This is a genomic window from Brevibacterium sp. OS20, assembly GCF_056837565.1.
Genome location: NZ_CM166367.1, coordinates 3916537 through 3930967, shown reverse-complemented (window position 1 = coordinate 3930967; position 14431 = coordinate 3916537). Strand labels below are relative to the sequence as shown.

Genomic DNA, 14431 nt, shown 5'->3' with positions numbered 1-14431 from the left:
CGGCTGTCGGGAACGTGAACGATGGAACTACCGGCCGAGGATGGCCGAGGATGTTGCGGATGGAAGCGGAATGCCGAGCTGCTCGCCCAGCCACTGGCTGATCGAAGCCACGGCCTCGTTGTCGACGCCGGTGGAGATGCCCAGCCCCTGAAGCATCCAGAGAAGATCCTCAGTGGCCAGGTTTCCGGAAGCTGTGCGGGCGAAGGGGCAGCCACCGATCCCTCCTGCCGATGCGTCGAACTGACTGACACCTGCTTGAAGCGCGGAATAGACATTCGCAAGCGCCTGGCCATAGGTGTTGTGGGTGTGCAGGGCGATCCGATCGATCGGAATCCCGGCGCCGACCAGGCTATCAAGAACAGCGGTCACATGACCGGGAGTCGCGGTGCCGATGGTATCGCCGAGCGAGATCGTCAGGCAGCCGGCATCGACGAGGCGACGCGCAGCCGTAGCGACGCGATCAGGATCGACCGCGCCTTCCCAGGGGTCCCCGAAGACCATCGACAGATAGCCGCGCACTCGCAGGCCCGCCACAGTCGCTGCGCGTGCCACCTCGAGGCTGCGATCGGTGGTGTGCTGAAGGGAACCGCCGAGGTTGGCCTGCGCGAACGATTCGGTGACGCTGATGAAGACCGAGGCATCCTTCGTTCCCGCCGCAACGGCATCATCGAGACCGCGCTGGTTTGGGATGAGGACGGGGAACGCGACTTCGGAGTCCAGGTCGAGCCCGGCGAGCACCGATCGGGTGTCGGCCATCTGGGGAACGGCTCGCGGAGAGACGAAGCTTCCGGCTTCGATGGTCTTCAGGCCGGCTCCGGAGAGCCGCCGAATCAGTTCGAGCCGTGTTGAGACAGGCAGTGTACGTGCTTGCGACTGCAGACCATCTCGAGCGCTGACTTCGCAGATACTGACTTCGGTCGGCAGGTTCGACGACGCGAACTGCTGTGGAAGCTGTGCCGTCATCGCGACACACCGGAGCGGAGTTCGTCGAGGATTGACTGGACCCTGTCGAACCGGAAGGCCCTCTCCTTGATCAGGCGGTCCACGATGATCGCTGTCTCCTCGGCGTTCGCTCCGGCAGAGGCCGCGAGGTTCTTCGCATGAAGTGACATGTGTCCGCGCTGCACGCCCTCGGTGGCGAGAACTCGCAGTGCCGCGAGGTTCTGCGCCAAGCCGGCGGCGACGATCATCTCGGCGAGATCCTGTGCGCTCGCCACTTCGGCGATCTGCAGTGCTGTGCGCGCGGCGGGATGGACCTTGGTGGCACCCCCGACAAGGCCGACCGGCATGGGCACCTCGAGGGTGCCGACTAGGTCGCCGTCGGCATTCCTCTCAAACGTCGAGAGGGAAGAGTAGCGGCCGTCGACGAGCGCATGGGAGTGCGCTCCGGCCTCGACCGCGCGGGTGTCGTTCCCGGTGGCGAGGACGACCGCGGAGATGCCGTTCATGATGCCCTTGTTGTGAGTGGCCGCTCGATAGGGATCGGCTGCGGCGAGTTCGTATGCGTGGAGGATGTTGTCGATGACCTCGTCTCCGCCGAGCAGACCCCTGTCGAAGACTGCCCGTGCCCGAGACAGTCGACGGTCCGCCTTGTTGGTGAGGATGCGCAGGAGCGCGTCACCTCCGGCGATGGCTGCCACGGTTCCGGAGACCGCCTCAGCCATCGTGTTGACCGCATTCGCCCCCATTGCGTCTCGAACATCGACGAGGAGGTGGACGAGAACATACGTCATCGTCCGTGCCTCGACGAGGCGGACCTCGATGCCCTTGACCCCGCCGCCGACCTCGACGAGCTTGGGATCCTGCGCATTGGCCAGGTCGATGATCTCTGCTTGGCGTTCGAGAACACGTGTGCGCGCGGCCTGCGGGTCCGCCACGTTGATGAGTTGGATCTGTGCCTGCATGACGGGCTCGGTCGAGCTTGTGAAGAAACCGCCGTGCGGACGTGCCATTCGAGCCGCGTTGCTGGCGGCGGCGATGACCGAGGCCTCTTCGGTTGCCATGGGTACGAGCACGTCGGTGCCGTTGATCGTGAAGTTGGTGGCTGCGCCGAGCGGAAGCGAGAACACGCCGAAGATGTTCTCGCTGAGGTTGGCGGCGTCTTCGGGACCGAAAGCGTCCGCATCGAGCTGGCTGAACAGTTCGGCGTCGAGCCCAATCGAGGCTGCGACGGCCTTCCTGCGATCATCGACCGACATATTTCGGAAGTCGGCAATTCGGCTGTTCACTGCCATCGTGTATCTCCAGTCAGGTCGTCATTGGCCGACATCGCCTGTCGGTCGGAGTTCCTCCGCAGAGATCAGTCAAACAATGCACGCGGGAATCTGCCATGTCTTTTTCGGATGTGAATATCGCTCAGCTATGGCTGTTCCAGACATGGAAGCTTAGAAAGATGACTTCAGCTTGTCCAGGCGGAGCGCGACCTGGAGGCGGAACGCCCGCTCCGGTGACCTCCACTCCTGACCGAGCACGAGATCGGCTCTCTCAAGCCGTTGCTTGACGGTGTTGACATGCACTGACATCTGAGTCGCGGTTCTGCGGATGTTCATCCCGGACTCGAAATATTCCCGCAGCGTCGAGATCAGCTCGGCTGAATGGATTCGGTCCCATCGGCGCAGCGGCTCGAGCATCCGTTGCATGAATCTCTCCGTCTGCTCCGGCGCGGTGCCGAACATTGCGGTGTAAGGCGCGAAATCTTCCGTGGGAAAGATTCCTTCGCTGATGCCGAGGGAATTGAGGATGCGGATGCACGACCACATTTCGTCCTCGGCAGTGCGCAGCTGATTCCTGTCGTAATCGGTGTCGGAGATGATCACCAGCGAACTGTCGAGGGCGCCCGACTCTTCGAACAGGGTGTCCAGGGTGGGCCTGTCGCGGATCACGGCACTGGGGAGGAGCACCGTGATCCCGGGGGATCGCTGCGTCATGAGAATGCGCGGCTCGACGCGGACCAGGCGAGCGGCGATGCGGTCATCGTTTTCGATGTCGCCCTGAATCGTCATGAGTCTCCAGGGTCCGGAGAGGCTGAAGCTGCCGGTTCGGGAACGGGCCTCGAGCTCACTGAGATCACGAGTGCCGGCAATGATGTCGACTGCGAGTTCTCCACGGACTCGGTTCTCGGCATCAGCCCGGGCTTGTTCGTTCATTCGGATGAGCGCTAGCGTCTGCGCCGCCTGGGCGACGATGTTCGCGTCGCCGTCCGCCGGTTCGTCGTTGAAACGCGCGAACAGTGCGCTGTGCTGTCGGCGGTGAGACGCCACCGAGGCGACGTACATGTGCTGTGCACCAGCGACCTGTGCGCTTCGGCCAGTCGCCCGGCTGTGACTCAGTGCCGTTCGGACGTCAGCATCGTCCACCGTGATGCCGTCGAAGAACGCCTCATCGGCGGGGAATCTCGGAGAGCCCAGACGCCCGCTGTCGACGACGATCACGTCGGCCTCGAGTAATTCGGAGATAGCGTCGAGAACTGCGGGGACTCCTTGTCCCTGCAAGACGAGCTGCGTCAGCTGCTCCTCGACCTCGACGAGCCGTTGGAGGGTGCTGGCCTGCGCGGCTGCCGTCTCCTCGGCTTCCGCGGAGGCTTGGGCCGCCTCTGCGAGGTCTCCCATCAGCTGCGCCGTCTTCAGCACCACGGAAGCGTGGTCCGCGAGAGCCGACAGCAGGGTGATCTCGTCGGTGGTGAAGTCATGTGGGTAGCGGTTGGCCGCGAAGAGGGCGCCGAGGACTTCGCCGTCGACGACCATCGGCACTCCGAGGAGTGATTCCATGCGCTCGGCCTTCACCGCGGAGTCGACGCGCCTTTCGTGCGGCAGTCGGGTCAGATCGTAGTTCGACGTCCACTGTGCGGCGCGATCGCGCACGACCTGTCCTGCCAGTCCGACGCCGGGAGGCACACGCAGTTCTTTGAGATTCGCCGAGATCGCTCCGCGACTTGCCTGAACACGCAGGTCGTCGGTCTCCGGATAGTACTGGGAGAGGTAGGCGATATCGCATCCGATGAGTGTTCGGGCACGGTCGACGAGCTTCTGCAGCAGCTTCTCGGTGTCTCGCACACGGATGAGCTCTGAAGCGCTCTCCAAAAGAGCCGAACGCTCGCGATCTTTCTGCTTCCACCGGGTCATGGTCGCCGACAGATCGGAGAAGGATTCGATGAGGTCGTGGTGGTCCCCGAAACCACGGGATAGGGCCGCCCGGTCGAGATCTATCCCGCGGGAGAGAGCTCTGACGATCTCGGCCACGGCGGTGGCGGACACGGTCCCCGACTCATCATCGATCTCTGTCATGAGACCAGTGTCGCAGGGGCTCGGTGCCTCCGCCGCACCCGGCATCGGATGGGTGCTTCGCCTGAGCGGTCGTGGCCGTCAGCCGGCCGCAGGTGCTCCCGCGTGCTCGGTCTCGCGCACCACGGGCAGCTCGCACGTCGTCGGAGCGACCTGCCGGTAGCCGGAGAGGAACGTGTCGAGGCGTTCGATCGCCTCGGTGAGCACCTCGACGGACGGCAGGGTGACGAGTCGGAAGTGGTCGGGCTTGGGCCAGTTGAAAGCCGTGCCGTGGGAGACGAGGATCTTCTGTTCGCGCAGCAGGTCGAGGGCGAACTGCTCGTCATCGGTGATGCCGAACTTCTCGACATCGAGCTTTGCGAACATGTACAGCGCACCGTCGGCCCGGTGGGCCGAGACGCCGTCGATCGAGTTGAGCCCCTCGTAGGCGACCTGCATCTGCGCGCCGAGGCGGCCGGTCGGCAGAACGAGGTCGTCGATCGACTGCTTTCCGCCCAGGGCCGCTTGGATGGCGTGCTGGGCCGGAACGTTCGAGCACATGCGCATATTCGCGAGCAGCTTGATGCCCTCGAGGTAGCTGTGCGCCTCGTCCAGCGGTCCGGTGATCGCCAGCCAGCCGGAACGGTAGCCGGCGACCCGGTAGGCCTTCGACAGTCCGGAGAAGGTCAGGCACAGAACGTCGTCGCCGGTGAGAGTGGCCATGTTGACGAGTTCGACGCCGTTGTAGGTGATCTTCTCGTAGATCTCGTCGGAGAAGACGATGAGGCCGTGACGGCGGGCGATGTCGGCGATCTTCTGCAGCGTCTCCTTCGAGTACACCGCGCCCGTCGGGTTGTTCGGGTTGATGACGACGATTCCGCGGGTGCGTTCGGTGATCCGGGATTCGAGGTCGTCCAGGTCCGGCTGCCAGGCGTCCTCTTCCGCGCAGCGGTAGTGGACGGGGGTGCCGCCGGACAGCGCCACCGAGGCGGTCCACAGCGGATAGTCGGGCCCAGGCACGAGGATCTCGTCACCGGGGTTGCACAGGGCCTGCAGACTGAGCGTAATGAGTTCGCTGACTCCGTTGCCGAGGAAGACCTCGTCGGTGCCGAGATTGTGGATGCCGCGGGTCTCGTAGTACTGGACGACGGCACGGCGGGCGGAGAGGATTCCCCGCGAGTCGGAGTAGCCCTGTGTCACCGGCAGGTTCGCGGCGATGTCCTGGACGATCGCCTCGGGGGCTTCGAATCCGAAGGGGGCAGGGTTGCCGATGTTGAGCTTGAGGATCGTGTGCCCGGCGGCTTCCATCGCCTGGGCCTCTTCGAGGACGGGTCCCCGAATGTCATAGAGGACATTGGCCAACTTCGACGACTGCCTGAACATGTGAACCGAAAAACCTTTCATACGACTGCTGCTACATCCACGCTAGGACCCCCGCCGAGGTGGTTCTGACCAAACAGAGGCCCGTTTCCCAGACCTTTGCTCGGTTCGGAGGACCGTTGTGCAGACCTTTTGCAACTGGGCCTCACGATACTCTGGGGAGTATGGCGGATGTGAAGCCGGGGCCTCGTCGAAGGGGGCGCCCCCGTAAGGAAAACGGCAGTGAGGCGCGGACAGCGATCACCGATGCCGCCTCGGCCGAGTTCGCCGAGAAGGGCTACGACAAGGCGTCGATCCGTGGAATCGCCCGTCGCGCCCAGGTCGACTCCGCACTCGTCCACCACTATTTCGAGTCCAAGGCCGGCCTTTTCGCGGAAGTCGTCAAGCTTCCCGTGCGGCCGGACCGCATCATCCGCTCGGCCTTGGACGTCTCGGTCGACTGCCTCGGCGAGTCTCTCGTGCACACGGTGCTCAGCGCCTGGGAGCAGACAAGCGTGAAGTCGATCGGGGTGACCGTTCTGCGTTCTGCAGTGAGCGATTCGGCAGCCGGCCGACTGATCAGACAATTTCTCCTGCGCGAGCTCAAAGGAGCAGTGGCGGGAAGGATCGCGGACGGAGGCGTCGACCGCGCCGAAGCAGATCTGCGGGCCACGCTCGTCCTCACGCAGATGGCGGGTGCGCTCATGTTTCGCCATGTCCTCGAACTCGAACCGCTGGCATCGATGCCGGTCGACGACCTCACCGCGCGCCTGGCGCCGGCGGTGCAGGGGCATCTCGATGGAGTCGGCGACTCGATGTGAGCCCGAATGGCGGTCGTGCACGTACCGCTCGTCGGCGGCAGGGCGGCGGTCATGAAATCTCTCCGTGAGAACCCTTGACCGGAGCACTCTCGGATGTCATATTCAGCACATGATGAATAAGTCGGTGGAAGCACGAGGGCTGACAATTCGGCGGGGACGTGCCACCGTCATCGACTCACTGGATCTGGATGTGCCCAGGGGCGCGATCGTCGGTCTGCTGGGTCCCAGCGGCAGCGGGAAGACGACGCTGATGCGGGCCGTCGTCGGAGTGCAGATCGTCGCCGGCGGACGTGTGCAGGTGCTCGGCCGGCCTGCCGGATCGGCGGATCTGCGGCATCGGGTCGGCTATATGACCCAGTCGGCGAGCATCTACGAGGACCTCAGTGTACGGGCGAATCTGCGCTACTTCGCACGGGTGCAGGGAGCTCCGAAGGCCGATGTCGACCGGGTGCTCGAACGCACGGACCTCATCGGGCAGGCCGATCAGCTGGCCCGGACGCTCTCGGGCGGTCAGGCCAATCGGGTGTCCCTGGCCGCGGCGATGCTCGGTTCCCCGGACCTGCTCGTCCTCGATGAGCCGACGGTGGGACTCGACCCAGTGCTGCGCAATGATCTGTGGGATCTCTTCCGTGGGCTCGCCGAGGAGGGGACCACGCTGCTCGTCTCGAGCCACGTCATGGATGAGGCCACGCGCTGTGACCGGCTGCTGCTCATGCGGGAGGGCGCGATCATCGCGGACACGACACCGCACGATCTGCTCGCCGGCACAGGGGCCGCCTCGGCGGAGGAGGCGTTCCTCGACATCATCGAGAAGGACACGGCCGGTGAAGGACCTGTCGGGAACCGACGCCGGTCGGGGACCCATCTGCTCTCCCGGGACGTGAACGACGTCGGTCGGCCAAGCCACGCTCGGCGGGGCCGCACAGTGACGAAGGGGGCCCGGCGATGAACCCGATGCGCACCCTGGCCACGACGGGGCGTGTGCTCACACAGATCCGCAATGACCCGCGCACGATCGCCCTGCTGCTCATCGTGCCCAGCCTGCTCATCGGACTTGTCGCCTGGATCTTCGACGAGACCGAGGTGTTCGCCGACATCGGGCCGGCGATGCTCGCGCTCTTCCCGTTCATCGTCATGTTCCTCGTCACGAGCATCGCGACCCTGCGCGAACGCCGCAGCGGAACGCTCGAGCGGCTGCTGTCGATGCCGTTGGGTCGCGGCGACTTCATCCTTGGATACACCCTGGCATTCGGGCTGCTCGCCGTCATTCAGACGGCTGTGGCCGTCGGCTATGCGACTCTGGTGTGCGGTCTGGAGATCGAGGGATCCGTCGGACTGCTCTTCGTCGTCGCGATTGCCGACGCCCTGCTCGGCACGGCGTTGGGCCTCTTGGCCAGCGCCTTCGCGCGCACGGAATTCCAGGTCGTGCAGTTCATGCCGGTGTTCGTGTTCCCGCAGATCCTGCTCGGCGGGATCTTCCTCCCGCGTGATCAGCTGCCGGATGTGCTCGAGGTGATCGGCGACTGGCTGCCGCTCTCGCACGCGATCGATGCGCTGGTTGCCGTGTCGACCGGCAACGAGGATGACTCCTATATCTGGCAGCGGGTGTTCTTCATCGCCTGTTGGATCGTCGGAGCCATCATCGTCGGGTCGCTCACCCTGCGCCGCCGGACGCCGTGAGAAGTGACGACGTTGCGGACAGTTGCGAGCAGGGTCGTCAGTTCTTTCCGGACCTCATGGGTTCGGTGCGATCGGTGAGCGCGTAAGGCCGACGGCCCCGACCGCGGACGAAGGCGAAATAGCACAGCCACAGCGCGACGACCCACAGCAGACCGACCCACAGAGCCGGTCGTGAGTCGGGGACTATGCCGACCATGACGACGACGAAGACGATGAACGCGACGGTGATCCACGATCCCACCGGCCACAGCGGCATGGGGAATTCGCTGGGAAGGCGAGCCTCCTCGGCGATCGCCTTCTTCATCCGGATATGGGAAGCGAGGATGATCAGCCACACGAGCACCGTGGCGAAGGTGGCCAGCGCTCCGAGGAGGAACAGGGCCTGATCAGGGTAGAGGTAGTTGAGGACGACGCCTGCGAGTAGCGCGACGATCATCGTGACCACGGTCATCACGGGCACGCCGCCCGGTGAGGTGCGGGCGAAGGACCGCGGAGCCTGCCCCTGTTCGGCGAGGCCGTGGAGCATCCTGCCGGCGCCGAAGATGTCGGCGTTGATGGCCGACAGGGCCGCCGTGATGAGGACGACCTGGAGGATGGCGGCCGCTGCACTGAAGCCGACGGAGTCGAAGATCGCGACGAAGGGGCTGATCTCGGAGGTGATCTGGTTCCACGGCAGGATGCACATGATCACGCCGAGGGTGAGGACGTAGAAGAGGAGGATGCGCACCGGCACCGAGTTGATGGCGGCCGGCAGCACCTGCTTCGGATTCTGCGCCTCTCCGGCTGTGACGCCGATGATCTCGATGCCGCCGAAGGCGAACATCACGATGGTGAACGATGAGAGCAGACCCCAGAATCCGTTGGGGAAGAAGCCGCCGTGGTCGAACAGAGCCTGCGGGCCCATCTGGTCGTGGTCGGCGATGCCGAAGCCGAAGATGATGATGGCTACTCCGGCGGCGATGAGGGCGATGATCGCAACGATCTTGATGAGTGCGAACCAGAATTCGAGTTCACCGAAGACCTTGACGCCGATCATGTTGATCGCGGCGATGAAGAAGACGACGGCGAGCACCCAGATCCAGCGGGGGACGCCCGGGAACCAGAAGCCCATGTACACGCCGATTGCGGTGGCGTCGAAGACGGCGACGAGAACCATCTCGAAGGCGAAGGTCCAGCCGACGAGGAAGCCTGCGAAGGGGTGGATGTAGCGGGAGGCATACTGGCCGAAGGAGCCGGAGACGGGGTGGCGGACGACGAGTTCGCCAAGGGCGCGCATGACCATGAAGACGGCGGCACCGCCGATGATATAAGCGAGCAGCACTGCCGGTCCTGCGGCTTGGATCGACTCCGAAGATCCCATGAAGAGGCCGGTGCCGATGGCGGAACCGAGGGCCATGAAGCGAATGTGTCGGGCGGTCAGGCCTCTTTTCAGGCCGGCGTTCTCTTCATGTCCGTCAGCGTTTGCGTCGCTGGGGAGCGCCTCGTTGCGGTCCTTGTCGGCTGGAGCCATCGGTGTCTGCTGTCCTCTTCTCTCGACTGACCGTGGCCGCCTCGGCCCCGATGCGTTCGACGGACCCGGCTCCACAGCCACCTCAGATTCTCACACCGGGGCGGCGGGCGAATACGGAAGCTGGCACAAAGAGTCCGAGATCTCAGAAAATCGGGCCGGACCGGCGTCTGGAACGGAGCAGTCAGGCTGTCTGCCGATCGCTGGAGAGCATCCCGAAGATGAGGGTGTCGGTCCATTCGCCTTTCGACCACCAGTCCTTGCGCAGGTGCGCTTCCTCCCGCATCCCTATCCTGCGAGCCAGATTCGCCGAGGCGGTGTTCCGGGAATCCATCTGCGCGAACACCCGGTGGAGGCCGTAGTGGTCGAAGGCGACGTTGAGGACCGCGATGGCCGCCTCGGTGGCGAACCCGTGGCCACTGGCGGCCGGATCGAGGATCCAGCCGATCTCGGCCTTCTGCTCACTGTCGTTGTCGAGCCAGATAGCGATGTCGCCGATGACGTGCGAACCGTCAAGAGAATCGAGACCGTCGGCCGTCTCGATGACTAGGGCCAGGGCACGGGATTCGGTCTCGAGCCCCGTGCGCTGCATGCGTTCTGAGACCTTGGTCCGGGCCACCTCGGCGGTCCAGGGATCTTCGAGGAGGAACCGGGAGACGTCCTCGCGGGAGAATATCCGCAGCTGCTCGTCGACGTCGGATTCGACATAGGTGCGCAACCGCAGTCGGTCGGTGGTCAGCGGAAGTTCGATGGGTTCCATGGGCCTACTCTGCCAGGTCGACCTGTGGAGACGACGAACGATGCCGGACGCTTCGCTGGGAAGAATCCGGCACCGTTCGTGGTCGGGCTGGTGTCAGGCGGGGAGGATTCCGCGGCGCTTGGCCATGCGGATCAGGGCCGATCCGCCGATGATCGCGGCCACGCCGAAGAAGATCGCGGCACCGATCTCGACTCCGGTGCGCGGCAGGGTTCCGCCTCCACCGCCGGCCAGACCGGGACCTTGGTCTCCTCCGCCGGTCGAGGCATTGCCTTCGCCGCCTTCGGAGCCGCCATTGGCACCGGCGCCGCCGCCAGCGGAATCGGAGGAGCCGTTGGCGTCCTCGGATGCGTTCGAGTCTTCGGTACCTGCCGCACCGTCAGTGCCACCGGCATCGGACGATCCCGCGGCATCGTCGGAACCGGCCGAGTCGTCGGAACCGGCCGAGTCGTCATTGCCGTTCGCGTCGTCGCCCGGGCCGCCGGGCACTTCGGCGTCGGGGTCGAGTCCCAGACCGTCGGCGATCGTATAGTGCATGTCGGTCTGGTCGGTCAGCCCGACGACATTGGCGGCGCCCGGACCGTAGGCGGCGATGCGCAGCTGCGTTCCGGTGTGGCCCTGCGACTCCTCTTCGTCAGCGGTCGCGTAGTTCATCGTCATCTCACTGCCGTCGGCAGTGGTCAGGGTTCGGGTGAGACCCGGAGTGTCCGAACCGGCGCTGACGATCTGGCTGGTGTGAGCGTGGTCGGCGGTGGTGATGACGAGAGTTTCGCCGTCTTCCTTCGCAAAGTCGAGGGCGGCCTTGACCGCCTCGTCGAGGTCGACGGTCTCACCGATCTGACCGCACGGGTTGGCAGCGTGATCCTGCTTGTCGATGCTCGCCCCCTCGACCTGGAGGAAGAAGCCCTTGTCATTGTCGAGCAGATCGACAGCCTTGTTCGTCAGCTGGTCGAGCTTCGGCACGTCCGAGGTGCGCTCCGGGTTGTTCTTGCACTTCACGGCCGGTTCGGTGCCACCTCCGTGCGTGGCCTTCGGTCCCTCCCAGCGAACGGGGAAATTGCCCTCTGTGAAGAGACCGAGCACCGGTGCATCTTGGTTCGCCTCGGTGATGGAGTCGAGTGAATCGGAGTCGTCGACGAGCTGGTAGCCGCGTTCCTCCGCCTGCTCACGCAGCGTCTTGTCCTTCCAATCGCCGGCGGTTGCCTTCTGTTCGAAGGATGCCGAACCGCCGCCGAGGGTGACATCGGCGCGAGCATTGAGGATCTGCTCGCTGATCGAGCCGAGGCCGCCGTTCTCCAGGGTCTCGTCCGCGCAGTCCTTGGCCGTCTCCTCGGGGCCGTAGCAGCCGCGCTGGCTGATGTGGGCGAGCTGCGCGGCCGGAGTCGCGTCCTGGATCTCCGCGGTCGAGACGTCGCCGGTCTTCATGCCCTTGGCGCGGGCCATCTCGATGAGAGTCTTGTGCGGTTTGCCTGTCCGGTCGACGCCGAGCGCACCGTTGTAGGTCTTTGTGCCCGAGGACCAGCCGGTGGCGCTGGCCGCGGAGTCAGTGACATAGTCCGGCTTGCCGGAGTCCCTGTCCACCGCGTAGGTCGTGTACTGCCCGGTCAGCGGCAGTTCGTCGAGACCGTCGAAGCGACCATGGGCGCCCTTCGCATAGTTGCGGGCGGCGGTGATCTCCGAATCGCCCATGCCGTCGCCGATGAGGAGGATGACGTTCTTCGCGCCGGAGTCCTCGACCGCGTCGCGGATGGCGTCGGTGTTGTCGCCGTCGAGTTGGCGGGCGCCGCCGGGTTCGTCGATTCCTGCCGCCGAGGCGGGGGCCGCGTATCCGAAGAGTGCGAGGCTGAGAGCGCCGGTTGCCGCGGCGAGACGCAGGGTTGTCCTGGCCATGTGCAGTCCTTTCGTTGAGGTGCACAGGCGCTCACCTAAGAGGAGGCGTCGTTACGATTCGAGCGGTGCCGGAGGCAGGGCTCGGCCGAGTGCGTGAGCGTCGTGTGCGAGCAGACGGCCTCCAGCCTACTCAGCATTCACACAAGGCGAGTGGAGGGAACGTGAAGCCTGAGTTAACTCGCAGTTCGGTCTCTGCGTCTCCGCACTAGTTCTGCGAACCGATGACAAATGGCACCCCCGCCTCTGTGACAAATGGCATCTGTACACACCGGCTCCGATTTCTAGTCTGTGGACATGACTTCACAGACAGCGACTCACACAGCCCCTCCGACCCGGACATCCGCCGCGACCCCTGCAGCTGTCAGCCTGAACCGCCTGACCAAGAGCTTCGGCGAACTGACAGCCGTCGACGGCCTCAACCTCGACATTCGCCCCGGCGAAGTCGTCGCCTTCCTCGGACCCAACGGGGCTGGTAAGACAACGACCATCGACATGCTCCTCGGACTCAGCCGACCAGATGACGGCTCTGTCGAGATCTTCGGGATGCCGCCTCGGCGAGCGGTCGCCCTCGGGCTCGTCAGTTCGGTGATGCAGACCGGTGGACTGCTCGATGACCTCACCGTCCGCGAAACCGTCGACTACACCTCGGCGATCTTCGCCTCCTCCCTCGACACGGACCTCGTCCTCGAACGCGCCGGGATCACCGACATCGCCGATTCGGTGGTGAAGAAATGCTCCGGCGGGCAGAAGCAGCGCCTGCGCTTCGCCATGGCCCTGCTGCCGGACCCCGCCCTCATCGTCCTCGACGAACCGACCACCGGAATGGACGTCACCGGCCGCCGCGACTTCTGGCACCAGATGCGCGCCGACGCACTGACCGGCAAGACAATCCTCTTCGCCACCCACTACCTCGAAGAGGCCGATGAATTCGCCGACCGCGTCGTCCTCGTCGCAGACGGCCGGGTCGTCGCCGACGGACCCGCCCACGAGATCCGCGGCATGACAGCAGCGAAGACCGTGAGCGCAACCCTGCCGATGACCGACGACACCACCGAATCGGGCGTCGATGACCTGCTCGATCGCCTCGGCGGACTGGCCGGTGTCGAATCCATCGATGTCGCTGCCAAACGTCTGAAGATGCGCACCACAGACTCGGATGCAGCCGCGAAGATGCTCTTCGAGAACGCGTGCACCGACCTCGAGATCACCTCCCATTCCCTTGAAGACGCCTTCATCAGCCTTACCTCGAAAGGAGCCTGAAATGTCCGTTCGCCCCGACACCGCTGCCCACCCCGAATCCGCAGCCCACACTGACTCGCTCACTGACACCGAAACCCGCACCGCCGCCTCGGCGACGTTCCTCACCTCGCTGGAGAACCGACGGGTGTCCCGCCTCGGCGGATTCTCAGCCACCCTGCTGCGCCTCGAACTGCTGCGGAAGCTGCGCAACCGGCGCACATTGATCTTCACGATGATCATGCCCGCGGTCTTCTACCTCATCTTCGGCCTGACGAACAAGGGCGAGATGCTCGGAAGCACAGACGCAGCACTCTACATCTCGGTCTCCTTGGCCACGTATGGGGCGATGATCGCTACGACCACGGGTGGTGCGCAGGTCGCCATCGAACGCGCGCTCGGGTGGAGCCGGCAGCTCGCACTGACGCCGTTGCACCCGGCGGCCTACATCCTCATCAAAGTGATCGTATCCATGGCTCTCGGCGCGGTGTCCGTCATCGTCGTCTTCGTCCTTGCCGCCGTCACCGGTGTCCACGCACCACTGGGCACACTCATCGCCTCCGGTCTCCTCGTCATCCTCACCTCCGGTGTCTTCGCCGCTTTCGGCGTCATGCTCGGATACCTGCTGCCGGCCGAGAACGCGATCCAGGTCGCCAGCATGGTCCTCGGCATCCTCTCGCTCATCGGCGGACTCTTCGTTCCACTCGAGATCTGGCCCGACACCCTGCAGACGATCGCCCGCTTCACCCCGGCGTACGGAGTCGGCGAAATCGCCCGCGCACCGCTTGGCGGGGGTTACGATCATTGGGCGATCGTCAGCGTGATCGTGTGGCTGGGGATCTTCGTGGCAGGTTCGGCCTGGGCCCTGCGCCGAGACACCGCACGAGTGTGAGGCCAATGGTCGCGAACGGGCCACGACACC

Annotated in this window: 12 protein-coding genes; 5 read left to right on the top strand and 7 right to left on the bottom strand. The window is 64.8% G+C overall.

Annotated elements, in window-relative coordinates:
* Positions 1–27 precede the first annotated feature (27 nt).
* From ACVZTU_RS17540 to ACVZTU_RS17525, 4 genes are all read right to left on the bottom strand, one after another.
* On the bottom strand, positions 28–963 hold the full coding sequence (locus ACVZTU_RS17540) for a hydroxymethylglutaryl-CoA lyase (protein WP_172173396.1): 936 nt from the start codon (positions 961–963) through the stop codon (positions 28–30).
* Entirely contained in the window at positions 960–2228 is a 1269-nt protein-coding gene (locus ACVZTU_RS17535) for a hydroxymethylglutaryl-CoA reductase, degradative (RefSeq protein WP_482400986.1), read from the bottom strand. The genes ACVZTU_RS17540 and ACVZTU_RS17535 overlap by 4 nt, the downstream gene beginning before the upstream one ends.
* Before the next feature lie 156 nt (positions 2229–2384).
* Positions 2385–4283: a helix-turn-helix domain-containing protein gene (locus ACVZTU_RS17530; RefSeq protein WP_482400985.1), complete on the bottom strand. Its 1899-nt coding sequence runs from the start codon at positions 4281–4283 to the stop codon at positions 2385–2387.
* A gap of 78 nt (positions 4284–4361) precedes the next feature.
* The gene (locus ACVZTU_RS17525) at positions 4362–5642 is read right to left on the bottom strand and encodes a pyridoxal phosphate-dependent aminotransferase (protein ID WP_139909395.1); all 1281 of its coding nucleotides are present in this window, start codon (positions 5640–5642) and stop codon (positions 4362–4364) included.
* A 161-nt stretch (positions 5643–5803) separates the two neighbouring features.
* Here ACVZTU_RS17525 and ACVZTU_RS17520 point away from each other — a divergent pair, with 161 nt between their 5' ends.
* From ACVZTU_RS17520 to ACVZTU_RS17510, 3 genes are all read left to right on the top strand, one after another.
* Positions 5804–6439, top strand: coding sequence for a TetR/AcrR family transcriptional regulator (locus ACVZTU_RS17520; protein ID WP_139467516.1), 636 nt, complete (start codon positions 5804–5806; stop codon positions 6437–6439).
* A 109-nt stretch (positions 6440–6548) separates the two neighbouring features.
* Positions 6549–7388, top strand: coding sequence for an ABC transporter ATP-binding protein (locus ACVZTU_RS17515; protein ID WP_139467515.1), 840 nt, complete (start codon positions 6549–6551; stop codon positions 7386–7388).
* Positions 7385–8119 (top strand): ABC transporter permease, encoded by a 735-nt coding sequence (locus ACVZTU_RS17510; protein ID WP_139467514.1) that lies wholly within the window; start codon positions 7385–7387, stop codon positions 8117–8119. Before ACVZTU_RS17515 ends, ACVZTU_RS17510 begins: the two co-directional genes overlap by 4 nt.
* A gap of 37 nt (positions 8120–8156) precedes the next feature.
* On the opposite strand, the gene ACVZTU_RS17505 is transcribed toward ACVZTU_RS17510, so the two are convergent.
* From ACVZTU_RS17505 to phoA, 3 genes are all read right to left on the bottom strand, one after another.
* Positions 8157–9629: an amino acid permease gene (locus ACVZTU_RS17505; RefSeq protein WP_139467513.1), complete on the bottom strand. Its 1473-nt coding sequence runs from the start codon at positions 9627–9629 to the stop codon at positions 8157–8159.
* Positions 9630–9810: 181 nt separating this feature from the next.
* Positions 9811–10386, bottom strand: a complete 576-nt coding sequence (locus tag ACVZTU_RS17500; protein ID WP_139467512.1) for a GNAT family N-acetyltransferase — start codon at positions 10384–10386, stop codon at positions 9811–9813.
* Between the two features lie 93 nt (positions 10387–10479).
* On the bottom strand, positions 10480–12273 hold the full coding sequence (phoA, locus tag ACVZTU_RS17495; protein ID WP_482400984.1) for an alkaline phosphatase: 1794 nt from the start codon (positions 12271–12273) through the stop codon (positions 10480–10482).
* Between the two features lie 294 nt (positions 12274–12567).
* Here phoA and ACVZTU_RS17490 point away from each other — a divergent pair, with 294 nt between their 5' ends.
* Positions 12568–13533, top strand: a complete 966-nt coding sequence (locus ACVZTU_RS17490) for an ABC transporter ATP-binding protein (RefSeq protein WP_482400983.1) — start codon at positions 12568–12570, stop codon at positions 13531–13533.
* A gap of 1 nt (position 13534) precedes the next feature.
* Positions 13535–14401, top strand: a complete 867-nt coding sequence (locus ACVZTU_RS17485) for an ABC transporter permease (RefSeq protein ID WP_482400982.1) — start codon at positions 13535–13537, stop codon at positions 14399–14401.
* Positions 14402–14431 lie beyond the last annotated feature (30 nt).

What these genes read in the sequence shown, in the direction of transcription:
- ACVZTU_RS17520 (WP_139467516.1), top strand. Translation starts at nt 5,804, where the DNA reads ATGGCGGATGTGAAGCCGGGGCCTCGTCGAAGGGGGCGCCCCCGTAAG.
- ACVZTU_RS17515 (WP_139467515.1), top strand. Translation starts at nt 6,549, where the DNA reads ATGATGAATAAGTCGGTGGAAGCACGAGGGCTGACAATTCGGCGGGGA.
- ACVZTU_RS17510 (WP_139467514.1), top strand. Translation starts at nt 7,385, where the DNA reads ATGAACCCGATGCGCACCCTGGCCACGACGGGGCGTGTGCTCACACAG.
- ACVZTU_RS17540 (WP_172173396.1), bottom strand. Translation starts at nt 963, where the DNA reads ATGACGGCACAGCTTCCACAGCAGTTCGCGTCGTCGAACCTGCCGACC.
- phoA (WP_482400984.1), bottom strand. Translation starts at nt 12,273, where the DNA reads ATGGCCAGGACAACCCTGCGTCTCGCCGCGGCAACCGGCGCTCTCAGC.
- ACVZTU_RS17485 (WP_482400982.1), top strand. Translation starts at nt 13,535, where the DNA reads ATGTCCGTTCGCCCCGACACCGCTGCCCACCCCGAATCCGCAGCCCAC.
- ACVZTU_RS17525 (WP_139909395.1), bottom strand. Translation starts at nt 5,642, where the DNA reads ATGTTCAGGCAGTCGTCGAAGTTGGCCAATGTCCTCTATGACATTCGG.
- ACVZTU_RS17500 (WP_139467512.1), bottom strand. Translation starts at nt 10,386, where the DNA reads ATGGAACCCATCGAACTTCCGCTGACCACCGACCGACTGCGGTTGCGC.
- ACVZTU_RS17505 (WP_139467513.1), bottom strand. Translation starts at nt 9,629, where the DNA reads ATGGCTCCAGCCGACAAGGACCGCAACGAGGCGCTCCCCAGCGACGCA.
- ACVZTU_RS17490 (WP_482400983.1), top strand. Translation starts at nt 12,568, where the DNA reads ATGACTTCACAGACAGCGACTCACACAGCCCCTCCGACCCGGACATCC.
- ACVZTU_RS17530 (WP_482400985.1), bottom strand. Translation starts at nt 4,283, where the DNA reads ATGACAGAGATCGATGATGAGTCGGGGACCGTGTCCGCCACCGCCGTG.